The 23,141-nt window shown below is 74.1% G+C and carries 17 protein-coding genes; 13 read left to right on the top strand and 4 right to left on the bottom strand.

Annotation, left to right across the window (positions count from 1 at the left end; genetic code table 11):
* Positions 1 to 2: 2 nt before the first annotated feature.
* On the bottom strand, positions 3 to 743 hold the full coding sequence (locus OG774_RS11895) for a FadR/GntR family transcriptional regulator (RefSeq protein WP_328309649.1): 741 nt from the start codon (positions 741 to 743) through the stop codon (positions 3 to 5).
* Positions 744 to 807: 64 nt separating this feature from the next.
* Here OG774_RS11895 and OG774_RS11890 point away from each other — a divergent pair, with 64 nt between their 5' ends.
* From OG774_RS11890 to rutA, 8 genes are read left to right on the top strand one after another with little or no spacing between them, the layout of a single operon-like run.
* The gene (locus OG774_RS11890; protein WP_328309646.1) at positions 808 to 1,341 is read left to right on the top strand and encodes a MaoC family dehydratase; all 534 of its coding nucleotides are present in this window, start codon (positions 808 to 810) and stop codon (positions 1,339 to 1,341) included.
* Positions 1,338 to 2,567 (top strand): CaiB/BaiF CoA transferase family protein, encoded by a 1,230-nt coding sequence (locus tag OG774_RS11885; RefSeq protein WP_328309644.1) that lies wholly within the window; start codon positions 1,338 to 1,340, stop codon positions 2,565 to 2,567. The genes OG774_RS11890 and OG774_RS11885 overlap by 4 nt, the downstream gene beginning before the upstream one ends.
* Positions 2,567 to 3,730 carry an acyl-CoA dehydrogenase family protein gene (locus OG774_RS11880; protein ID WP_328309642.1) on the top strand — a complete coding sequence of 388 codons (1,164 nt, stop codon included), beginning with the start codon at positions 2,567 to 2,569 and terminating at the stop codon, positions 3,728 to 3,730. Before OG774_RS11885 ends, OG774_RS11880 begins: the two co-directional genes overlap by 1 nt.
* A gap of 11 nt (positions 3,731 to 3,741) precedes the next feature.
* On the top strand, positions 3,742 to 3,936 hold the full coding sequence (locus tag OG774_RS11875; RefSeq protein WP_328309640.1) for a hypothetical protein: 195 nt from the start codon (positions 3,742 to 3,744) through the stop codon (positions 3,934 to 3,936).
* Positions 3,933 to 5,321 carry an amidase gene (locus tag OG774_RS11870; protein ID WP_328309638.1) on the top strand — a complete coding sequence of 463 codons (1,389 nt, stop codon included), beginning with the start codon at positions 3,933 to 3,935 and terminating at the stop codon, positions 5,319 to 5,321. Before OG774_RS11875 ends, OG774_RS11870 begins: the two co-directional genes overlap by 4 nt.
* Before the next feature lie 54 nt (positions 5,322 to 5,375).
* Positions 5,376 to 6,767, top strand: a complete 1,392-nt coding sequence (locus OG774_RS11865; RefSeq protein ID WP_328309636.1) for an MmgE/PrpD family protein — start codon at positions 5,376 to 5,378, stop codon at positions 6,765 to 6,767.
* On the top strand, positions 6,760 to 7,842 hold the full coding sequence (locus OG774_RS11860; RefSeq protein ID WP_328309634.1) for an LLM class flavin-dependent oxidoreductase: 1,083 nt from the start codon (positions 6,760 to 6,762) through the stop codon (positions 7,840 to 7,842). The genes OG774_RS11865 and OG774_RS11860 overlap by 8 nt, the downstream gene beginning before the upstream one ends.
* A 21-nt stretch (positions 7,843 to 7,863) precedes the next feature.
* Positions 7,864 to 8,916 carry a pyrimidine utilization protein A gene (gene rutA / locus OG774_RS11855; RefSeq protein WP_328309633.1) on the top strand — a complete coding sequence of 351 codons (1,053 nt, stop codon included), beginning with the start codon at positions 7,864 to 7,866 and terminating at the stop codon, positions 8,914 to 8,916.
* 54 nt (positions 8,917 to 8,970) lie between these two features.
* Here the strand turns inward: rutA and OG774_RS11850 are convergent, their stop codons facing one another.
* Complete coding sequence (locus OG774_RS11850; RefSeq protein ID WP_328309631.1) at positions 8,971 to 9,483, bottom strand: hypothetical protein; 513 nt, start codon at positions 9,481 to 9,483, stop codon at positions 8,971 to 8,973.
* A gap of 152 nt (positions 9,484 to 9,635) precedes the next feature.
* Here OG774_RS11850 and serA point away from each other — a divergent pair, with 152 nt between their 5' ends.
* Entirely contained in the window at positions 9,636 to 10,835 is a 1,200-nt protein-coding gene (gene serA / locus OG774_RS11845; RefSeq protein WP_328309629.1) for a phosphoglycerate dehydrogenase, read from the top strand.
* A gap of 76 nt (positions 10,836 to 10,911) precedes the next feature.
* Here the strand turns inward: serA and OG774_RS11840 are convergent, their stop codons facing one another.
* Positions 10,912 to 12,414 carry a heparan-alpha-glucosaminide N-acetyltransferase domain-containing protein gene (locus tag OG774_RS11840; RefSeq protein WP_328309627.1) on the bottom strand — a complete coding sequence of 501 codons (1,503 nt, stop codon included), beginning with the start codon at positions 12,412 to 12,414 and terminating at the stop codon, positions 10,912 to 10,914.
* Between the two features lie 525 nt (positions 12,415 to 12,939).
* On the opposite strand from OG774_RS11840, the gene OG774_RS11835 reads away from it, so the two are divergent.
* The 3 genes from OG774_RS11835 to sbnB are packed head-to-tail and all read left to right on the top strand — an operon-like array spanning position 12,940 to position 21,479.
* A complete protein-coding gene (locus tag OG774_RS11835) occupies positions 12,940 to 17,763 on the top strand; it encodes a Pls/PosA family non-ribosomal peptide synthetase (protein WP_328309625.1) in 4,824 nt (1,607 codons plus the stop codon).
* A gap of 25 nt (positions 17,764 to 17,788) precedes the next feature.
* The gene (locus OG774_RS11830; protein ID WP_328309623.1) at positions 17,789 to 20,407 is read left to right on the top strand and encodes a non-ribosomal peptide synthetase; all 2,619 of its coding nucleotides are present in this window, start codon (positions 17,789 to 17,791) and stop codon (positions 20,405 to 20,407) included.
* Between the two features lie 43 nt (positions 20,408 to 20,450).
* A complete protein-coding gene (gene sbnB / locus OG774_RS11825; RefSeq protein ID WP_328309621.1) occupies positions 20,451 to 21,479 on the top strand; it encodes a 2,3-diaminopropionate biosynthesis protein SbnB in 1,029 nt (342 codons plus the stop codon).
* Between the two features lie 55 nt (positions 21,480 to 21,534).
* Here the strand turns inward: sbnB and OG774_RS11820 are convergent, their stop codons facing one another.
* A complete protein-coding gene (locus OG774_RS11820) occupies positions 21,535 to 22,305 on the bottom strand; it encodes an SDR family NAD(P)-dependent oxidoreductase (protein WP_328309619.1) in 771 nt (256 codons plus the stop codon).
* 119 nt (positions 22,306 to 22,424) lie between these two features.
* On the opposite strand from OG774_RS11820, the gene OG774_RS11815 reads away from it, so the two are divergent.
* A complete protein-coding gene (locus OG774_RS11815; RefSeq protein ID WP_328309617.1) occupies positions 22,425 to 23,111 on the top strand; it encodes a TetR/AcrR family transcriptional regulator in 687 nt (228 codons plus the stop codon).
* Positions 23,112 to 23,141 lie beyond the last annotated feature (30 nt).

The raw sequence follows: 23,141 nt of genomic DNA, 5'->3' as shown, positions 1-23,141 counted from the left end.
CCTCAGGTCCAGAAGCCGTCGCGCTCGTAGAGCCGCCGGAGCTCGACGATGTGGTCGCGCATCGCCTCCTCGGCGTCGCCCGCCCGCCCCTGCGCGATGTGCTCGGCGATCTCGCGGTGGCAGGCGTCGACCTTGTCCCACTCGCCCGGCTCGACGCCGGAGCGGCGCAGGCGCGTGCGCAGCACGTCGTTCACCGGCTGACCCATGAGCGTCAGCATCAGGTTGCCGGTGGCCATGAGCAGCGTCGTGTGGAAGTCGAGGTGCCCGACGAAGCCGCTGGGGTCCCGGTCGTCGCGCCGGGCCGCGGCCGCGGTGCGCACGGCCTCGACCGTGTCGGCGTCGGCCCGCTGGGCGGCCAGGCGCGCGGCCGCGGGCTCCAGGAGCAGGCGGGCCTCGAGCAGGTCGCTGACGTGCAGCTGTGGGGTCATCACGAGCACACCGAGGGCGCTGCCGACGTCCTCGACGACGCGCGCGGGATCGGGCTCGCTGACGAACGTGCCGCCCTGGACGCCGCGGTGGGTCTCGACGAGGTGCTGGCTGGACAGCACCCGCAGCGCCTCGCGCGCGGTGCTGCGGCTGACCCCGAACGCCCGCCCGAGCTCGGCCTCGTTCGGCAGCCGGGTGCCCGACGGCAGGGTGCCGGCGAGGATCTGGGTGCGCAGCTCGTCGGCGACCTGGCGGTAGGCGGGGCGCACGCGCTGCACGCGCAGGTGTGCGACCGTCGCGGGCGGCTGCGGGGGCACGAGAGGAGCGTAGACCGTCGCCGACGCTTGTGGCAGATACGTCAGACGTTTAGCGTCCCCGGGCATGGCCGTCGTGGCGGGGTGGCAGGGCCGGTTCTTCGAGGACTTCGTGGTGGGTGACGTCTACCAGCACCCGTTGGGGCGCACGATCACCGAGGCCGACAACACCTGGTTCACGTTGCTGACGATGAACACGAACCAGGCGCACTTCAACGCCCAGGTCGGCGCGGAGTCGGAGTTCGGGCGGATGCTCGTCGCGTCGCCCCTGACGATCTCGATCGTGATGGGGCAGTCGGTGTCGGACACCAGCCAGAACGCGTTCGCGAACCTCGGGATCGACGAGCTGCGCCTGACCGCGCCGGTGTTCGCGGGCGACACGCTCTACGCCGAGTCGCTCGTGCTCTCCGCGCGCGCCTCGGGCAGCCGCCCGGACGCCGGCATCGTCGGCGTGCGCACCCGCGGGCTCAACCAGGACGGCGTCGAGGTCCTGACGTTCAAGCGCGCCTTCTACGTGCACCGGCGCGACGCCCCGCGCGCGGCGGCGCCGTTCCCGCAGGCGGCGACGCCGCTGTCGCTGGAGAACGAGGCGCACCGGTGAAGCCGCTCGAGGACATCCGGATCGTCTCGCTCGAGCAGTACGGCGCCGGGCCGTTCGGGTCGATGCACCTCGCCGAGCTCGGCGCCGAGGTCATCAAGATCGAGGACCCGTCGTCGGGCGGCGACGTCGGTCGCTACGTCCCGCCGTACGCCCAGGAGGGCGACTCGCTGTTCTTCGAGTCGTTCAACAAGAACAAGTCGTCGGTGCTGCTCGACATCCGCTCCGACGCCGGGCGGGAGGTGTTCCACGACCTCGTCCGGAGTGCGGACGCCGTCTACTCCAACCTGCGCGGCGACGTCCCGGCGAAGCTCGGCATCCGGTACGCCGACCTGGCCGAGGTCAACCCGCGGATCGTCTGCTGCTCGTTGACCGGCTTCGGCATGACCGGTCCGCGCTCCGGCGAGCCCGGCTACGACTACGTGCTGCAGGCGCTCGGCGGGTGGATGTCGCTCACCGGGGAGCCCGGCGGCGCGCCGCAGAAGGCGGGCCTGTCGCTCGTGGACTACAGCGGCGGGTTCGTCGCCGCGATCGCCCTGCTCGCGGGCATCCACGCCGCCCGCCGCGACGGCGTCGGCACCGACTGCGACCTGTCCCTCTACGACACCGCGGTGAGCCTGCTGACCTACCCCGCGACGTGGCACCTCACCGAGGGCTACACGCCGGCGCGCACGCACCACTCGGCCCACCCGTCGCTCGTGCCGTTCCAGGCGTTCGAGGCGGCCGACGGCTGGCTCGTCGTGGGGTGCGCCAAGGAGAAGTTCTGGCAGCGGCTCACGGTCGTGCTCGAGCGCCCCGACCTCGCCGAGGACCCCCGCTTCGCGACGTTCCGCGACCGCGACGTGCACCGGGACGTCCTCGTCCCGCTGCTCGAGGAGCTGTTCACGGCGCGCGCCGTGGACGTCTGGATCGCGGCGATGGGCGCGGCGGGCATCCCGTGCGCACCGATCCACGACGTCGGCGAGGCCCTCACCGACCCCCACACCGCCGCGCGCGGGCTCGTGGCCGAGACCGCGCACGCCCACTGGGGCACCGTGCGGTCGCTGCGCTCGCCGGTGCGCGTCGGCCCGCCCGGGGACGACACGCGACCCGCCCGCGGCGGGCCCGCGATGGGCGAGCACACCCGGTCGGTGCTGCGCGGGATCGGCTACGACGACGAGCGCCTGGCGGCGCTGCGCGACGCGGGCGCCTTCGGCACCCACGACATCGGGTTCGGGGAGGACCGCTGATGGACTTCCGGCTGAGCGACGAACAGCGGCTCTTCCGCGACACCCTGCGCTCGTTCGTGGACCGCGAGATCGTGCCGGTCGCGCGCGACTGGGAGCACGAGGGCCGCTACCCGACCGAGATCGTCGAGGGCATGCGCGGGCTCGGGCTCTTCGGGCTCGCCGTGCCCGAGGCCTACGGCGGGCTCGAGGCGGACACCGTGTCGTTCGCGCTGACCTTCGAGGAGATCTCGCGCGGCTGGATGGGCATCGCGGGCATCCTCGGCAGCCACTCCGTGTCCTGCTGGATGATCGCCCGCCACGGCACCGAGGAGCAGAAGCAGCGCTACCTGCCGGAGCTCGCGACGGGGGAGCGGCGCACCGCGATCGCGCTGACCGAGCCCGGCGCGGGCACCGACCTGCAGAGCATCACCACCACGGCGCGCCGGGACGGTGACGACTACGTCGTCCGCGGCACCAAGATGTGGATCACGAACGCCCGCCACGCCGACCCGCTGCCGGTGCTCGTGAAGACCGATCCGGGGGCCGAGCCGGCCCACCGGGGCATGAGCATGCTGCTCGTCGACGCGGGCGCGCCCGGGCTCGAGATCACCAAGGACATGGGCAAGCTCGGCTACAAGGGCACCGAGTCCTGCGAGGTGGTGCTCGACGACGTGCGGGTGCCGGCGAGCCGCCTGCTGGGCGGGGTCGAGGGTCGCGGGCTCCAGCAGGCGCTCTCGTCGCTGGAGACGGGGCGCATCAACATCGCCGCCCGCTCGGTGGGCATCGCCCAGCGCGCCTACGACGAGTCGCTGTCCTACGCCCGCGAGCGCCAGGCGTTCGGGCAGGCGATCGGCGATTTCCAGGCCGTGCAGCTGCGTCTCTCGGCCATCGCGGTGCGCCTGCAGGCCGCCCGTCTGATGACCTACTGGGCGGCGTCGCGCATGGACGAGGGCGTGCGGATGGACACCGAGTCGGGCATGGCGAAGATCTTCGCGTCCGACGCGGCGCTGGAGTGCGCCACCGACGCGATGCGCATCCACGGCGGCTACGGCTACTCGACGGAGTTCGAGGTCGAGCGGCTCTACCGCGACGCTCCGCTGATGTCGATCGGCGAGGGCACGAACGACATGCTGGGCACCGTCGTCGCGAGGTCCCTGCTGGCGGGGAAGGCCTCGATCAGATGACTGGGGATCCGGTGAGCGTGCCCGAGCTGGCGGAGCTGGCCGCCCTCGCGGCCCGCCTCGGCTACCGGGTCGACGACGAGGTCGTGCTCGCGCTGCGGACCGCGGTGATCGGCGCCGAGGACGCCGTCGCGAGGCTGCGGGCCCGCCCGCTGCCGGCCGACGGGGCCGCGGACCCGGCGCACGGTGACGCCTGGTTGCGTCCGTGAGCGACCTCGACGTCACCGGATTGCTCGAGGAGTACACCGCGGGCAATCTCGACCCGGTCGACGCCGTCGACGACGCACTCGCCCGGCTCGCGGTGGCGCACCAGGCGCTGAACTGCACGATCCGCTCTCTCGACGACCGCGCCCGCGCTGCGGCGGAGGAGTCGGCGCGCCGCTGGGCGTCCGGCAGCCCGCGGCCCCTGGAGGGGGTGCCGTTCGGGGTCAAGGACGTCATCGACGTGGCCGGCGTGCCGACCACGGCCGGCTCGTGGTGCCACGGCGACGAGCCCGCGACGGCGTCGGCGACCGTCGTCCGGCGCCTCGAGGACGCCGGGGCCATCGCGGTCAGCAAGGACGCGACCACCGAGTTCGCCGTCGGCGGCCCGCACCCGCCGCGCTTCGGCGCCGTGCGCAACCCGTGGGACCGCGAGCGCTGGGCGGGCGGGTCGTCGACCGGGTCGGCGGCCGCCGTCGCCGCCCGCGCCGTCCCGTGCGCGCTCGGCACGGACGTCGGTGGATCGGTGCGCCTGCCCTCGGCGTGGTGCGGGCTCACCGGGCTCAAGCCCACCGCGGGCGCGATCCCGCGCACCGGGGTCTTCCCGCTGTCGTGGACCACCGAGACGGTCGGCCCGATCGCCCGCAGCGCCCGCGACGCGGAGCGGCTGTTCGCGGTGCTGCGCGGGCCCGACGGCGCCGACCCGCGCAGCGGGCCGCTGCCCACGTGGGAGGTCCCCGACGGCGGCGACCTCACCGGCCTGCGGATCGCCGTGCCCGGGGGCGCGTTCACCGAGCTCTGCGACGCCGCCGTGCGGGCCGGGGTCGCGCACCTCGTCGACGTGCTCGTCGCGGCCGGCGCCGAGGTCGTGCCGGGCGAGGTGCCGTCGGCGGCCGAGGCCCTGCCGATCGGCTACCAGGTCGTGTTCACCGAGGCGGCGACGCTGCACCGCGTCGACGCCGACCGCTGGGACCGCTACGACCCGGTGGTGGTGCGGCGGATCAGCCAGGGGATCGTCACCCCGGCGATCGACTACCTGCGGGCCCTGCAGTTCCGCGTCGAGCTGCAGCGTGAGCTCGACGCGGTGTTCGCCGACGTCGACCTCCTCGTGGTGCCGACCTGCCCGTCCACCGCGCCCCGGCTGCCCGAGGGCACCGTCCTCGTCGACGGCGAGGAGTTCCCGCTCTACGCCGCCCAGTCGCGCTCGACGATGCTCGGCAACCTCACCGGCGCCCCCGGGCTCGCCGTGCCGACCGGGCTCGCACCCGACGGCTGCCCGGTCTCCGCCCAGCTCGTGGCCGCCCCGCACCGGGAGGCCACGGCGCTGTGGGCAGGACGCGTGTTCCAGGAGCGCACGAGCCACCACCTCATGGCTCCCCCTTCCGTCCCCTAAACGTCTGACGTATGTTGCTGTGGCCCCGGTCACCGCACCCACCTGGAGCGGCTCGTGTCGTTGGAGAGCCCCACCCGGACCGCCCTCGCCGGTCGGGTCGCGGAGTTCGCCGCCGCGCTCGACCCGGCCGACGTCCCGGACGAGGTCCTCGAGCGCGCCCGCCACCTGGTGCTCGACGCGGTCGGCCTGGCGTACGCCTCCACCGCCTACCGCTTCTCCGGCGTGGCCCGCGACGCGCTGGCGACGTTCGGCGGCGGCGACCACCCGGTGCTCGGCATGCCCGACCGGCTCTCCCCGCGCGACGCCGCCGTGCTCAACGGCGTGCTCGTGCACGGGATGGACTTCGACGACACCCACATCCCCGCCGTCACCCACGTCTCCGCCGCCGCGCTCCCGGCGGCGCTCTCCGCGGCGACGGTCGCCGGGTCGAGCACGCGCGAGCTGCTGCTGGCCTACGTCCTGGGCGTCGAGGTCTCGGCGCGGGTCGGGCTCGGCGGCGCCGGCGGCTTCCACGACGTCGGCTTCCACCCGACGGCCGTCGCCGGGGCGTTCGGCGCCGCGGTCGCGGCGGGCCGGCTGACCGGGCTGGACGCCCACGGCCTCGTCGCCGCGCAGGGCGTCGTCGGGTCGATGTCGGCGGGCCTGCTGGAGTTCCTCGAGGACGGGTCGTGGACCAAGCGCCTGCACCCGGGGTGGGCGGCGATGTGCGGGCTGACCGCCGCGGCGTTCGCCCGCGCGGGCTGGACCGGCCCGGGCGCCGTGTACGAGGGCCGCTTCGGGCTCTACGCCACCCACCTCGCCGGGCGGACGAGCCGCCCGGAGGCGGTGGGGGAGGATCTCGGCACCCGCTGGGAGCTGATGCGCACCGCGGTGAAGCCGTACCCGATCTGCCACTTCAACCACGCGTTCGCCGACGCGGCGCTGCTGCTGCGCGACGAGCACGGCATCGCCGCCGTCGACGTCCGCGCGATCCGCTGCGCGATCCACCCCGTGCCCGGCAAGGTCGTCTGCCAGCCCCCGGAGAACAAGTGGGTGCCGCGCGACGAGTACGACGCCAAGTTCAGCCTGCCGTTCGCCGTGTCGGCGGCGCTCGCGCGCGGGCGGTTCACGCTCGCGGAGCTGGAGGACGAGGCCCTCGCCGACCCCGAGATCCTCGCGCTGGCGCGGAAGGTCGAGGTCGTCGACGACCACGAGGGCCTGTTCCCCGACGCCTACTCCGGGCGCGTCGAGATCGAGCTCGCCGACGGCCGCGTGGTCGCGCACCGCGAGCAGGTCAACCGCGGGCACGACCAGCGCCCGCTGACCAACGCCGAGATCGTCGAGAAGTTCGAGGGGACGATCGGGCGGGTCGCCGACGCCGCGACGGCCGAGCGCGTGCGCGGCGCGGTGCTGTCGCTCGGCGACGACCGTCCCGCCGCCGAGTTCGCCGAGGCGTGCCGTGGCTGACCCGGCGGACCCCGCCGGCCCCGCGGGTGAACGACGGGTGCGGGCGGGGGTCTTCCTCACCCACCAGCAGCCGCCGGGACGCGATCCCCTCGTCGCCCTCGACGAGCAGCTCAGCCTCGTGCGTACCGCCCGCGACGCGGGGATGGACTCCGTCTTCGCCGGCCAGCACCACCTCGCCGAGTCGATGGCGCACATCCAGCCGCTGCCGTGGCTCGCGCGGCTCGCGGCCGAGGCGGGCGACATGACCGTCGGCACCGGGATCCACCTGCTCGCCCTGCACAACCCCGTCGATACCGCCGAGGCCTACGCGGGCCTCGACGTCGTGTGCGGCGGCCGGTCGGTGCTCGGGGTGGGGCTGGGCTACCGGCAGGTCGAGTACGACGCCTTCGGGATCCCGCCCGAGCAGAAGGTCCGGCGGTTCACCGAGAACCTGCGGATCGTCGAGGCGCTCTGGCGCGGCGAGGCGGTGTCGGCCGACCTGCCCTGGACGCGCCTCGACGGCGTGCGCACGACGTTCCGTCCCGTGGCCCGGCCGTCTCCACCGATGAGGCCGCCGATCTGGATGGCGGCGAACTCCGACGGCGCGGTGCGGCGGGCGGCCCGTCTGGCCGACACGTGGATGATCAATCCGCACGCCACCCGGGCCACCGTCGCCCGGCAGCTGGAGCTGTTCCGGGCCGAGCGGGAGGCCGCCGGGCGTAACCCGGTCGGCGAGCTCCCGCTGATCCGGGAGGTGTTCTGCGCCCCCACGCGCGAGCAGGCCCTCGAGCAGGCCATGCCGTACCTGGCGCGGAAGTACGAGGTCTACGCCGACTGGGGCCAGGACCGTGTCATGCCCGGGACGGAGTCGTTCCGGGTCGGTTACGACGACCTCTCCCGCGATCGTTTCGTGGTGGGGTCTCCGGAGGACTGCACCGCCGCTCTCCTCCCGTGGCGCGACGAGCTCGGCGTCGACCACTTCGTGTTCCGCACCGACTGGGCCGGCATGCCGGTCGAGGCGGCCCGGACCTCCCTCGGCCTCCTCGCCCGCGAGGTCGTCCCGGCGCTGCGCGCGCTCCCCCTCCCGATTCCCTGACCCCGCAGGAAAGAGGCCCTCGTGGACTTCGGCGTCTTCATCCCGATCGGCAACAACGGCTGGCTCATCTCGGAGAACTCCCCGCAGTACATGCCGACCTGGGAGCTCAACAAGAACGTGGTGCAGGAGGCCGAGCGCCAGGGCTTCGCGTTCGCGCTCTCGATGATCAAACTGCGCGGGTTCGGCGGGAAGACCGAGTTCTGGGACCACAACCTCGAGTCGTTCACGCTGATGGCGGGCCTGGCGGCGGTCACCGACCGGATCAAGCTCTACGCCTCGACCGCGGTGCTGACGCTCCCGCCCGCCCTCGTCGCGCGCATGGCGTCGACGATCGACCAGATCGCGCCCGGCCGCTTCGGGGTCAACATCGTCTCGGGCTGGGCCAAGGGCGAGTACGAGCAGATGGGCCTGTGGCCCGGGGACGACTACTTCGGCTACCGCTACGACTACTCCACCGAGTACGTGAAGGTCCTGCGCGACCTGTGGGAGACCGGGCGCTGCGACCTCGACGGCCAGTACTTCACGATGGAGGACTGCGTGCTCTCGCCGCAGCCCGCGGGGAAGGTCGACATCGTCTGTGCCGGGCAGTCGGAGCGCGGGATGAGGTTCTGCGCCGAGTACGGCGACTACAACTTCATCCTCTCGCCCGGGGTGAACAACCCGGAGGTCTACCGGGAGCCCACCGAGCGCCTGGCCTCCTTCGCCAAGGAGAGCGGCCGCGACGTCCGATCGCTGCCGCTGTTCATGGCGATCATGGCCGAGACGGACGAGGAGGCCCACGCGAAGTGGCGCTCCTACAACGAGGGCGCCGACGCCGGCGCGCTCGGCTACATGGCCGACGAGGGCAACGCCGACACGACCGCCGACGGGTCGGGCACCGCGCGGACGATCAACCTCCCCGAGGGCGCGGTCAACTTCAACATGGCCACCCTCGTCGGCTCGTACGAGTCGGTCGCGCGGCAGGTCGACGAGGTCGCCAAGATGCCCGGCGTCCAGGGAATGATGTTCACCTTCGACGACTTCGAGCAGGGCGTGCACGACTTCGGCACACGTGTGAAGCCCCTGCTCGGATAGGACTCCGGTGGCGGACCCCGGGCCCCCCGCGGGGTCCGTCACCGGGGGTACGGCTCAGGCGCGTTCCTGGGCCGCCAGCACCGCCTCGCGGAACCGCGTGACGTCGGGGCCGCTGCCGGTCGGGACGTGGCGGGTCGTGCGCCGGGTCGCGCCGAGCGGAGTGCTCGTCACCGTCAGGGCGTCCTTCGGCGGCGCAGGCGGGCTGCCGTGCGTCCGCCGCTGCATCCCGGCCGGGGGTGTGGAGACCTCGAGCTCGGCGAGCCGGTGGAAGCTGACGCGCGCCGTGGGCCCGATCCTCTCGCCGCCGTCGTCGCCGCCCTCGCGGTAGGAGATGATCAGCAGCTCGGGGGTCAGGAGCATCTCCACCGTGTGGCGCTCGGTCTGCAGGCCCCGGCCGCCGGGGCGCGGGCCCAGCGTCTCCTCGTCGGTGCGCAGCCCGTGCGTCGTCTCGGGGAGCGGGTCGCGGTCCAGCCCCCGGAGCTCGGCCTGGGTGCGGATGAACGCCGCCATCGCGGGCGGGAGCTCCTCGACCGCGAGGGGCCGGGGCGTCAGGTTGCGGGCGGCCACGGCGTCACGGTGCTGGAGCCGGGGGCGGGGGTCAACGCCGGAGCGTCCGCGAGCACTCTCGGGACCAGGTCGGCGCCGTTCACCGGTCTGCCGGACGCGATGAACCGGGCTGCAGTATGTGACAGGCTTCACCGCTGTCCTACTCTCGGAGTGTGAAAGCGCTGCTCCTGGAGAACATCCACCCTGTGGCCGCGGATGCGTTCCGTGCCCAGGGTGTCGACGTCGACGCGCGTTCGGGCGCGATGAGCGGGCCCGAGCTGGCCGATGCCCTGTCCGGGGTGTCGGTGCTGGGGATCCGGTCGAACACCACGATCACTCCCGACGTGCTCGAGGCCGGCAAGGACCTGCTGGCTGTGGGGTGTTTCTGCATCGGCACCAACCAGGTCGACCTGGGTACGGCGGCCGAGCGGGGGGTGGCGGTGTTCAACGCCCCGTTCTCCAACACCCGCAGCGTGGTCGAGCTGGTCCTCGGGGAGATCATCGCGCTGGTCCGGCGGCTGCCGGAGAAGAACGCGCGGATGCACGAGGGTGTGTGGGACAAGTCGGCGCGCGGCAGCCACGAGTTCCGCGGTCGGACCCTGGGGATCGTGGGGTACGGCAACATCGGCACCCAGCTGTCGAACATCGCCGAGGCGGTGGGGCTGCGGGTGATCTTCTTCGACACCGCCGACCGGCTCGCGCACGGCAATGCCCGCAAGGTCGAGTCGCTGGAGGCGTTGCTGGCCGAGGCCGACATCGTGAGCCTGCACGTCGACGGGCGCCCGGGGAACGCGGGTCTGTTCGGCGCGGAGCAGTTCGCGTTGATGAAGCCGCGGTCGATCTTCATCAACGCCTCGCGCGGCATGGTGATCGACGACGAGTCGTTGCGGGAGCACCTGCTCTCGGGGCACATCGCCGGGGCGGCGATCGACGTGTTCCCCATCGAGCCCAAGGCCCAGGGCGACGTCTTCGCGTCGCCGTTGCGGGGTCTGGACAACGTGATCCTGACCCCGCACGTGGGCGGCTCCACCCAGGAGGCGCAGGAGGAGATCGGCGGCTTCGTCTCCACCAAGCTCCTGCAGTTCATCGGCACGGGCCGGACGGCGCTGTCGGTGAACATGCCCGAGGTCGCCCTGCCGGCGGCGCCGACGGCGTCGCGCATGGGCTACCTGCACACCAACACGCCGGGCGTGCTGGCCGGGATCAACCAGGTCCTGCTCGACAGCGGGGTGAACGTGGTCAGCCAGGCGCTCTCGACCCGCGGCGAGCGCGGCTACGTGCTCACCGACACCGACAGCCCCGTCCCCGAGGACACGCTCGCCGAGCTGCGCCGCTCCCCGCACACCGTGTGGCTGCGCACCTGGACGCCCTGACGCCGGCCGTCGGGCCGACGTCAGGGCTCCCGTCGGGGGTGAGGCTCCGCCCCGGTGAGCCTCGTCGAGATGAGTGTCAGTCGTCCTCGTCCGCGGGGCCGGACGATCCCTCGTCCTGCGGGATGGTCGCGTCCTGCTCGTCGGACGGGACCGGCTGGTCGGCCGCGGGGGCGTCCCCGGCGACGTCGGACTCCTGGCCGTCGTCGTCGACCCCTGAACCGTCGACATCCGCACCGTCGGCCTGCTCGCTCGTGGCCGACGACGAGGACGTCTCGGCCGTCGGGTCCCCGGCGACCGCGAACGCACCGGCGACGACGGCCGCGAGCACGAGCGCGGCGACGAGGCCCGCCCGCCACGGGCGGGTCGGCGCGGGTCGACCGGCCGCACGGCTCGAGGGCGAGGGGGCGACGACGTCGGTGAGCGTGCTGACCCCGGCCTCGAGGGGACCGCGCCCGACGAAGCGCTGCCAGAGCAGGCCGACGACCAGGGCGAACACGACCTGGACGAGGTAGAGCGTCCAGGGCGCGGCCGCCTCTGCCGCGAGGCCCGCGACGACGACGTGGAGGGCGTAGAAGGTCAGCGTCATCGAGCCGGCCGCGGCCAGCGGGGACCGCGCCGCGTCGACGATCCGGCCCCACGAGGACGAGCCTCCCCGGGCGAGGGCCCGGTCGAGGAGCAGCATGGCGCCGAGCACCGCCAGCGACGTCCCCACGGTGCGGGCCAGGTCGAGCGGGGTCGACGAGTGCGCGGTGTCGACCGCGAGCCACCACCAGGTGGTGGCCGGGGTGACGCCGTTGGGGCCCTCGACGAGCGCGGCCTGCAGCTCCGCGGCGGGCAGGCCCCGGTCGGCGAGGATCCGGCCCAGGCCGCCGGCGGTCACCAGCGCCAGGTGGGACACGGCGGCCGCCGCGGCGACGAGCGCGACACCGGAGGCCGCGAGCACCGCGGCGGTGCGCGTGGTGGCGAGCGAACAGCGTCCCACCGCCATGCCGACGCAGAGGTAGGTCAGCCAGGGCCAGACCGGGTACGCGCCGGTGAGGAACAGGGTGGTGAGGAGGCCGGCGGGGTCGGTGACCAGCGCGGTGAGCGACGGGTCGATCAGTTCGGCCGGGGGCATGCCGGTGCGGACGAGGTGGCTCGTGATCGGCGCGACCACGGCGAGCACCGCGCCGAGCGCGAACAGGGCGCGCGTCGGCAGCAGGATCAGCGGGACGGCCAGCAGGAACAGCACGCCGTAGTAGGTCAGGATGATGTCGACGTCGCCGAGCGCCGCCTCGCCGAGCGCCAGGCCGAGCACGCCGACCGCCAGCCCCCGCACCGCGAGGCGCAGGGCGTGGGTCCCGAACGTCCCGGCCCCGACGGTGACCTGTCGACGACCGGTCAGCAGGGCGACCGACACCCCGACGAGGAGACCGAAGAGCGCCGCCGAGGTCCCGCCGGCGAGGAGGCCGACGGTGGTGAGCCCGCCGTTCTCGGACGTGGGCAGGGTGTGGACCGCGATCATCCCCAGGAGGGCCAGCCCGCGGGCCGCGTCGATCCCCCGGACCCGGGACCCGGACGCGCCGGCGTCCCGGACCACGGGCAGACGGACGGTCGGGGCGTCGGGCGGCCCCGCGGCGGGGTGCCGCTGCTCCGGGAGGAACGTGGTCCCGCGGTCGCCGTGACCCGTCCGCGGATCCGCGACGGGACGGCGGAGATGGACCGTGCCCGGTGCCGCCTCTGGTGTCGCCCCTCGTGCCGCCCCTCGTGTCGCCGTTGACGGCGCCGGGCCCTCGACACGGGGCAGTGTGGCGGTCCTGGCCATCGGGTGACTCCTCGGAGCTCGGCGAGCTTTCTGTGAGCATCAGCGTCCGCCGGTCGGACGGCAGGGACCATCGCCGTGCGGTCAGCCTTCCCGCTGCCCGGGGCCACAGCTTCGTCACCCTCGGGTAAGGCTCACCGAGCGTGTCCGACCCACCGCTCGTTGCGGTCGGTCCATCAAGAGCGGGCACCAGCATTACTTCATTCGAGTGATGACGGTGTGCGACGAGACTCCTGTACGTGACGATGCCGGGGTCCGGTGCGCGCCTGCGCAGAGGGTCTCGGGACGAACGTGGGGGTCGCGATGGTCGCCGGCACAACGCACGGCGTCGCCACGGCGCACCCCGTGCCGCCGGCGACGCGGCGGCGGTGGACCGGGTCGCGCCGTCGTCCCGCTCCCGGGCTGGGCCCCGGCAGCGGCCCGCCGCCTGCGCCCACCGAGGAGCGGATCGATCGGCTCGTCGAGCGGACCTGCGACGAGCTCCGCCGCCACGGTCGGGCGACCAGCAACGCCGTGGAGACCGCCGACGGCCCGATGTCCTACGTGGCGCTCGAGACCGCCGCCGTGCGGCTGGCGCGCTACCTGCGACGGCGCCGGATCGCCGCGGGCGACCGGGTGGCGCTCCTGCTCGATCGTCCCGAGGACGCCCTCGCCGCACAGCTCGCGGTCGCGCGGATCGGGGCCGTCTGGGTCCCGCTCGACGCGCGGCTCCCCGACGTGGCGCTCGCGGCCGTGCTCGAGGCGGCCGGCGCCGGCGTCGTGCTCACCACGACCGACGCGGCGGGACGGCTCGACCGGTCCGATGTGGACGCCATCTATCTCGACCGCGTCCGCGCCCGGGTCGACACGGAGGACGCGCAGCGCCTGACCTCGGCCGAGCGCGGCTCGGTGGCCGACAAGCCCGCCTACGTCGTGGTCCACGCCGCCGACCGCTCGGGTGGTGCCCAGGGCGGGCTGCGGGCCACGGCCGTCGGGCACGAGGCGGCCGCCGCCTTCCTGCGCGGCGCGGCCGGGCTCCTCCAGATCGGGGCCCAGGACCGCGTCCACCACGACCCCCGCGCGGGCTCCGACCTCGCGGTCCTCGAGACGTGGCTCGCCTGGTCGTGCGGGGCCACCGTCGTCACCCCGCCGGCGGGGCCGCGGCTGCGCGGCGCCGAGCTCGGACGCCACCTGCGCGACCAGCGCGTCACGGTCCTGCGCGCGAGCGCCGAGGACCTCGACGGCGTGGAGGAGACGCTGCCCGACCTGCGCCTGCTCCTGCTCTCCGGCACCGACCGCCCGCAGGCGCTCCTCGCCCGGTGGCACCGGACCGGCCGCCGGATCGTCGGCCTGCACGGCGCCCCCGAGACCACGGTCGCCTCCCTGGGCACCGAGCTCCGTCCCGACCGTCCGGCGACCCTCGGGCGCCCGCTGCCCGGGTACGGCGTCGTCATCGCCGACCCCGCCGACCCGCGTCGCGTGCTGCCCGCCGGGGGGATCGGCGAGATCGCCATCACCGGCCCCGGCGTGGCGCGCGGCTACGTCGGGCGCCGGGACCTGACCGCGGAGGCGTTCGTCCCCGCACCCGGCCCCTCCACTCCCGGCCGGGGTCCGGGCCTGATGTTCCGCACCGGCGACCTCGGCCGGATCACGCCCGCGGGCGACGTCGAGCGCATCGCCCGGATGGACGGCGCCGGCGGGCGGGGGGAACGGATCCCGCCGTCCGGGGTGCGACCGCCGCCACGACCGGCGCCCCGGAGGTCGAACCGCACGACCGTGATGACCCTGCCGGCCCCGTCCGTCGACGAGGCCGAGCCGGCGGAGGCTGCCGCGGCTGTCGACGCCCCGGCTGTCGACGCTCCGGCTGTCGACTCCCCGGTTGTCGACCCCCCGGAGGCGGTCGACGACGTCGCCCCCGAGGGGACGGCGCCGCATCCCGCACCTGCTGCACCGGACGCGGGCGACGACGCCGGCCAGGGGACCAGGCCGCACCGGCGCCCCGATGCCGGTCCCGCCCCCACATCCGCACCCACATCCGCACCCACATCCGCACCCACACCCGCACCGCCGAACGCGGTCGACGCACCGACGACCGCGGTCCGTGCGACGCCGCCCCCGGCTGCCCCCCAGGCGTTCCGGCCCCAGGCCCCGCCCGGCCCCCGGCCCACGACTCCTGGCCCCACGACCCCCAGACCCACGACCCCCGGACCGGGGTTTCCGGGCACCGGCGGGCGGTCCGCGCCGCCGCGCTGGGGCCCGCCCGTGCGCCAGGGGCCCGTCCCGCCGGGCGCGCCCGCCCGCCCCGGGGCGCCCGGCCGACCGAACGGGCCGGGTCCCGCCGGACCGGCCGTCCGGGCCCCGGCGACGGGCCGTCCCGGCGGCTCGCCGGCCCCGGGTCCGCTCGCCGCGCTCGCGCCGTCCGCTCCGGCCGAGGCTCCGACCGGGGCTCCGAGTGGGGCCCCCGGCGCCACCGAGGCGCTCCTCCGGGAGATCCTCGTCGAGATCCTGGGTCGCCCCGACGTGCCGAAGGACGGCAACTTCTTCGACGACCTGGGCGCCGACTCCCTGCTCATGGCGCGCTTCTGCGCGCGGATCCGCAAGCACCCCGACCTGCCGTCCGCAGCGATGCAGGACATCTACCAGCACCCGACGCTGGCGAAGCTCTCCTTGGCCCTCGCGCCCACCCCGAAGAAGTCCGACGCCTCCGGCGCGGCGCGCACGACCTCCGCACTCGGCGCGGTGCTCGCCGAGGTCCTCGAGCGCCCCGACGTGCCGCCCCACGCGAACTTCTTCGAGGAGCTCGGCGCGGACTCGCTGCTGATGGCCCGCTTCTGCGCCCGCACGCGCAAGCGCGACGACCTCCCGTCGGTGGGGATGCCCGACGTCTACCGGAACCCGACCATCGCGAGCCTGAGCGCCGCGCTCGACGGGGGCGCGGATCCCGACCGGGTCCGCTCCGGGCCCGCGGGCCCCCCGGCGACCGAGAGCGAGGAGCCCAGCGGTCCGCGCGCGACCACGGCCGCGTTCGTCCTGTGCGGCGCGGCGCAGCTGGCCTGCGTGCTGGCCTACAGCTACATCGCCGCGCTCATCCTCACGTGGGGCTTCCAGGCGGTGACGGCGGCGACCGGGCTCGTGGCGGGGTACGTCGCCGCCCTCCTCGCCGGGGTCATCGGGTTCGTGGCGCTCAGCGTGGTGCCGATCGCCGCGAAGTGGGCGCTGATCGGGCGCTGGCAGCCCGGTTCGATCCGCGTGTGGACTCCCGCCTACCTGCGGTTCTGGGTGGTCAAGACGCTGGTCCGCGCCAGCCCGATGGTGCTGTTCGCCGGGACGCCCGCGTTCACGCTCTACCTCCGCGCGCTGGGGGCGAAGGTCGGCCGCGACGTCGTCTACCTCAGCGGCCAGGTGCCGGTGTGCACCGACCTGTTCAGCATCGGCGACGGCAGCCTCGTCCGGAAGGAGAGCGTCGTCGCGTGCTACCGCGCGCACGACGGCCGGATCGAGATCGGCGGGGTCAGCATCGGGGCGGGCGCCTTCGTCGGCGAGGCGACGGTGCTCGACGTGCGGACCGCCGTCGGCGACGGGGCGTCGCTCGCCCACAGCTCGTCGTTGCACGCCGGGCAGGCGATCCCCGCGGGCGAGGTCTGGCACGGCTCGCCGGGACGCCGCGCCGAGGGCCCGCTACCCGCGGTGCCGCCCGCCCCCGGCAGCCGCTCCCGACGGGCCCTCTACTCGACGGTGCTGGGCGTGTTCGTCCTCGCCGTGGCCTCGCCCGCCACCCTCGTGATCGCCGGCGCGCTGTACTCGCTCGTGCCGCAGTTCGCCGCCCTGCTCGCCCCCGCTGCCGGCGCGCTCGCCACCGTGGGGTTCCACCTCGACCTGCTCGCGCTGAGCGCCCTGCTCTACTTCGGTGCGCTGGTGCTCGGTCTGGTGGTGAGCACGACGGTGCCGCGGCTGTTCGCGCTCGGGGTCCGCCCCGACGTCGTCTACCCCCTTTACGGGGTCCGGTACTGGCTGCACCGCTCGATCGGGGCCCTGACCAACGTCAAGCCCTTCGTCGAGCTGTTCGGGGACAGCTCCGCGATCGCCCACTACCTCGTGCTCATCGGCTACCGGCTCCGTCCGATCGAGCAGACCGGCTCGAACTTCGGCATGGCGGTCGCGCACGAGAACCCCTACCTCACCAGCGTGGGACGGGGCACCGTCGTCGCCGACGGCCTGTCGGTGATGAACGCCGAGTACTCCGCGACGTCCTTCCGCGTCTCGCAGACGGCGATCGGGGCGAACAACTTCCTCGGCAACAAGATCGCCTACCCGCCCCAGGGCCGCACCGGCGACGACTGCCTGCTCGCGACGAAGGTGCAGATCCCGCTGCACGGACCGGTTCGGCAGGGGGTCGGCCTGCTCGGCTCCCCGAGCTTCGAGATCCCGCGGACGGTCGCGCGCGACAGCGCCCTCGAGGTCGCCGACCCGCACGAGCTGGCCGCGTCGCTGCGCCGCAAGAACCGGCACAACGGCGTCTCGATGGTGCTGCACCTGCTCGTGCGGTGGCTCTTCCTCTACCTGGCGCTCGTGGGCGTCGCGGTGGTCGCCTCGCTGCCGATCCAGGCGGGGCCCGGCGAGGTCGTCCTCGCCGAGCTGGTCGGTCTCGTCCTGCTGGTCGGTTGGTTCGCGCTGGTGGAGCGCGTCTTCTCCCCGCTGCAGTCGCTCGCGCCGCAGGGCTGCTCGATCTACGACCCCGCGTTCCTGCGCCACGAGCGCTACTGGAAGGTGCCCGCGCCCGAGTGGGTGCAGCTGTTCAACGGCACGCCGTTCAAGCCCCTGGTCTGGCGCCTGCTCGGTGTCCACATCGGCGCGCGGGTGTTCGACGACGGCGTCAGCCTCACCGAGAAGGGGTTCACGACGATCGGCGACGACGTCACCCTCGGCGAGGGCTGCATCGTCCAGTGCCACTCCCAGGAGGACGGCGGGTTCAAGTCCGACCACGTGGTGATCGGGAACCGCGTGACGCTCGGCGTCGCCTCCTTCGTGCACTACGGCACGACCATCGGCGACGACGCGATCCTCGCGCCCGACACCTTCCTGATGAAGGGCGAGGAGGTGCCGCCCGCGGAGTCCTGGGGCGGCAACCCCGCCCGCGGCAGCGACTGACCGAACCCCGAGGACGGACGGACCCATGACCCAGGCCACGACCACGTGCGCAGTCACCGACGACACCCGCTGGCGTGCGGTCCTGGCGAGTGGTGCCACCGCGGTGCCGCGGTGGAGCCGCACCCCCGGGACGTCCGACGGCGGACCCGTCGCGACCACCGTCGCCGTCCCGGGCGAGCTGGCCGCCGCGGTGTCCGCGCTGGCCGAGGCCCTCGGCGTCGGCCCGGAGGCCCTGCTGCTCGCGGCGCACGCCCGGGTCCTCGCGGCGCTCACCGCCGAGCCCGAGGTGCTCGCCGGGGTCGCGGTCACCGACCGGACGCTGCCGTGCCGCCTCGAGACGGGCGTCGCGTCGTGGCGGGCCCTGGTCGCGGACGCGGCGGCGGCGGTGACCTCGCTGACGGCCGCCGACCACGCCGACGAGGCGGCCGCCCTGGCCCGGGCGCGACGCGACCTCGCGGGGCTCTGGCCCGAGACCGTCCTGGGGCTCGGGGCCGATCTCGGGGGCTCCGGGGACGGTGCCGCACTCGCGGAGGACACCGTGTTCCGCGTCGACCGTCCCGCGGGCGACCTGCTGCGCGTCGTCCACCGCCCGGGCGACCTGGACGTCGCGGCCGCCGAGCGGCTCGCGGGCTACCACCTCACCGCCCTCGGGCAGCTGTGCGCCGACCCGGACGCGGCGCCGGGGGCGGCGGGACTCGTCGGTCCCGAGGAGCTGGCGTTCCAGGTCGACGGCCTCGCGGGCCCGGAGCGCGAGCGTCCCGCCCTCCCCGCCCACGAGATCATCCGCGCGCGGGCCGCCGCCGACCCCGACCGCGTCGCCGTGGTGCACGGCGACCGCTCGTGGACCTACCGCGAGCTCGACGAGGTCACCGACCGGATCGCGCGCGCCCTGCTGGCCCGCGGCCTGCCCCCCGAGGGGATCGTCGCGGTGGTCGCCGAGCGGACGCTCGACTGGGCGGCGAGCGTGCTCGGCATCCTCAAGGCGGGCGCCGCGTACCTGCCCCTGGAGCCCCACTTCCCGCCTGACCGCATCGCCACCGTGCTGACGCGGGCCCAGGCCCGGCTGGTGCTCGGTGAGCGGGGCAGCATGACGACGCTCGACGAGGCCCTGGCGAGCCTCGGCGCGGCGGCCCCCGAGCGCCTGCTCGTCGACGACGCCGTCGCGGAGGAGCACGGTGACGCCGTCCCGCGGGTGGAGATCGCCGGCGACCGGCTCGCCTACCTGTACTTCACCTCCGGCTCCACCGGCGAGCCGAAGGGCGCCATGTGCGAGCACGCGGGGATGGTCAACCACCTCTACGCGAAGATCGAGGACCTCGGGATCACCGAGGGCACGGTGGTCACCGAGACCGCCCCGCAGTGCTTCGACATCTCGCTCTGGCAGCTGGTGGCGCCGTGGCTGGTGGGCGGCACCACGGTCCTCGTCGAGCAGGAGACGATCCTCGACGTCCCGTCCTTCGTCGACCTCCTGGCCCGCCGCCGGGTCGAGGTCGCCCAGCTCGTGCCGTCCTACCTCGACGTCGTCGTCTCCTATCTCGAGCAGCAGGACGTCCCGGCGGCCGAGGTGCTGCCCGCGCTGAGGCGCATCGCGGTCACCGGCGAGGCCGTCAAGAAGGAGCTGGTGGCGCGCTGGTTCTCCGTGCGGCCCGACGTCGCGGTGGTCAACGCCTACGGGTTGACCGAGACCTGCGACGACACCAACCACGAGATCCTCACCGAGGTGCCCGCCGGCGAGCGCGTACCGCTCGGGCCCGCGGTCCCCAACGTCCGCGTCTACGTCGTCGACGAGGCGCTGAACCCGGTCCCGGTGGGCGCGCCGGGAGAGATCGTGTTCTCCGGGGTGTGCGTCGGCCGCGGCTACGTCAACGACCCCGACCGCACCGCGAAGGCGTTCGTGTCCGACCCGCTGCGCCCCGGCGAGCGGCTCTACCGCAGCGGCGACCACGGGCGCTGGCTCCCCGACGGCAAGCTCGACTTCCTCGGGCGCCGCGACCACCAGGTGAAGATCTCCGGCTTCCGCATCGAGATCGGCGAGGTGGAGAACACCCTGTTGCGCGCGCCCGGGGTGCGCGACGCCTCGGTGGTCGTCGCCGAGCGGCCGGGGCGCGGCAAGCAGCTGGTCGGCTTCTACGGCGCGGCTGCCCCGGTGGAGACCGAGGTGCTGCGTGCGACCCTCGGCGCGGCGCTGCCCGCCTACATGGTCCCGCCGGTGCTGCACCACCAGGAGACCCTGCCGCTCACCCCGAACGGCAAGATCGACCGCAAGGCGCTGACAACCCTCGCGCTCGCCCTCGACGAGCCGGAGGCCCCCGCCGCCGACGCCGACGTGACGCCCCTGACTACGACCGAGGCGCGGGTGGCCGCGGTCTGGGCGCCGCTGCTGGGCGTCGACGCGTCGGCGCTCGGCCGCGACACCCACTTCTTCGACCGCGGCGGCTCCTCGCTGCTCGCGGTGAAGATGGCCGTCGGGCTGAAGAAGGCCGTGAGCCTGCCGGACATCGTGCGGAACCCGGTGCTCGCCGACCTCGCCGCGCTCATCGACAGCACGACCGCGGACGTCCCCGCGCCCGCACCCGCCCCCGTGGTCGAGGACGAGGCGCCGACCGTCCGCCTGCAGCCCTCCGGCCTCACCCCCTCGTCGTGACCGCCGAGAGAAACCCCAGAAGACGACTGCGAAGGAGCCACTCATGTCGGTGACGGTGCCGCCGTTCGCGGTGATCCCAGGTGCACAGGTGGGGGAGGCGCTGCAGGGACGGGAGCCCGAGGTCGTCGCCCTCATGGAGCAGACCTACCTGCTCCACGACGCCGGCCGGACCCACAACCCGCCGTCGTACTTCCTGACCTTCGAGGACCGCCCGACCTCGCGGATCATCGCGCTCCCCGCGTCCGTGGGGGGCGACGTGAACGTCGACGGGATCAAGTGGGTCTCGAGCTTCCCGGAGAACGTGGCGGCAGGGGTGCCCCGCGCCTCGGCCGTGCTCATCCTCAACGACCACGACACGGGCTATCCCTTCGCCTGCCTCGAGGCGTCGATCATCAACGCGAGCCGCACCTCGGCCTCGGCGGCGCTGGCCGCGGACCAGCTGACCCGCGGCCGGGAGCGGCCCCGTCGCGTCGGCTTCTTCGGGGTGGGCCTCATCGCCCGCTACCTGCACAAGTACCTGGCGGCGACCGGGTGGACGTTCGACGAGACCGGCGTGTTCGACCTGAAGACCGAGAGCGCCGAGGGCTTCCGCGGCTACCTCGAGACGCAGGAGGGCACGGGCACGATCACCGTCCACGACGACGCCGAGTCGCTGATCCGGGGCAGCGACCTGGTCGTCTTCGCCACGGTCGCCGGGACGCCCCACGTGCACGACCCGGCGTGGTTCGACCACCACCCGCTGGTGCTCCACGTCTCGCTGCGCGACCTCGGGCCCGAGGTGGTGCAGGCGTCGACGAACATCGTCGACGACGTCGACCACTGCCTGCGCGCCAACACCTCGGTGCACCTGGTGGAGCAGGAGACCGGGAACCGCGACCACGTCGACGGCACGTTGGGCGACGTCCTCGAGGGGCGCATCACGCTGCCGACCGACCGAACCGTGGTGTTCTCGCCGTTCGGCCTCGGCATCCTCGACCTCGCGCTGGGCAAGGACGTCTACGACCACGTCCGGACGACCGGCGGCCTGCACGTGGTCGACGACTTCTTCCACGAGCTCAAGCGGTACGGCTGAGGCGCGGTCCCGGGACCTCGAGAACGGGGCGGGCCGTCGTACCGGCTGGGGATGTTCAGGCGCTCAGCGCCGGGCCGAGCAGGAGCCCGCCGTCGATGACGAGCTCGGAACCGGTGATGAAGTCAGCGTCGGGGGAGGCGAGGAACAAGAGTGCACGGCTGATCTCGTCCGGAGCGCCCATCCGTGGGACGGCGAACGGCTCGGGGTCGAAGACCTCGGCGATGGCCGGCACCCCGTCGGCGAGCGGCTCGGTGATCAGCGGTGTGGACACCACTCCTGGGGTCAGCGACACGACGCGGATGTGGTCGCGTCCCAGCTCCAGCGCGGCTGTCCGGGTCAGTCCGCGCACGGCCCACTTCGCGGCGACGTACGGTCCGAAAGCAGCCGTGCCACCGTGCGCCATCGTCGAGGCGACGGTGACGATCACACCGCCGCCGCCGCGGCGCATCGAGGGTGCGACTGCTCGGATACCGAGCGCGGTGCCCGTGACGTTCACGGCGGTGACGGTGTCCCACAGGCTGCGGTCGGCGTCCTCGAGCAGCGTCGGCGGGTGCTGCACTCCGGCGTTGGCGATCAGGACCGAGACGGGCCCGAATCGCTGCTCGGCCGCCGCGACTGCGGCCGTCCATTGCTGCTCGTCGGTGACGTCGAGCCGGACTGCGAGCGCTCTCTCCCCGAGCTGCTCGGCCAGCGCGACCCCGGCCGCCTCATCACGCGCAGCGATCACGACGGCAGCACCCTCGCGGTGGAACGCCTGCACGTGGCTGCGCCCCATCCCGCCGGTCGCTCCGGTCACGAGCACCGTCTGTCCCTCGAAGCGTCCCACCGTGCCTCCTCGATCCACGAGGTGAGTCGATCCGCTCACCTCACGATGAGGCAACCACCCGCGGCGAGGTGAGTCAAGCGGCTCGCCTCTCGGGCTGGTCTCCGGCAGGATGGTCCGCCATGGAGGGGAACGAGTCGGCGCCCGCAGGATCGTCGGGAGCGGCGCGCTACCACCGTGACCTGGCCCAGAGGAACCGGGCGGCGCTGCTGGGTGCTGCTCGGCGGCTCTTCCTCGATCTCGGCTACGACGGCACCTCGCTGGCGAAGGTCGCCGCAGAGGCCGGGGTCTCGCGGGCCACGCTGTTCAAGCAGTTCCCGACCAAGGCCGAACTGTTCAGCGCCATGGTGACCACGTCGTGGGCGACCGCGGACGAGCAGGCCCCTCCCGTGCCCGGTGATCCCCTGGCCGCCCTGTCGACGCTCGGCACCCGGTATGCGGACCTGTTGACCCGCCCCGGGATGGCCGACCTGTTCCGCATCGTCATCGCCGAGCTCCCGCGCTTCCCCGAACTCGGGCGCACGCACTTCGACCTGGGCAAGATGCCGTTCTTCGACTCGGTGCGCGACCACCTGCTCGCCGAGCAGCACGCCGGCACCCTGCAGTTCGAGGACGCCGACCTCGTGACCACCCAGTTCCTCGGCATGATCGCCAACTACGTCCTCTGGCCCCGGATGCTGCTGCTCGACTGGGACCCGGACGCGGCGAGCGTGGCGCGTGCGGTCGACGAGGCCGCACTGACCGTGCACGCACGGCACTCGGTGCCTCCTCGCAGGGCTCAGAGCGGGCGACGGGACGGCGGAGGTTGACCCACCGCTGCTGCTTCGACGTCGCCACGA

It is taken from the genome of Actinomycetospora sp. NBC_00405, from assembly GCF_036044095.1.
GTDB classification, from domain to species: Bacteria; Actinomycetota; Actinomycetes; order Mycobacteriales; family Pseudonocardiaceae; genus Actinomycetospora; species Actinomycetospora callitridis.
This window is presented reverse-complemented; position numbering and strand designations above follow the sequence as displayed.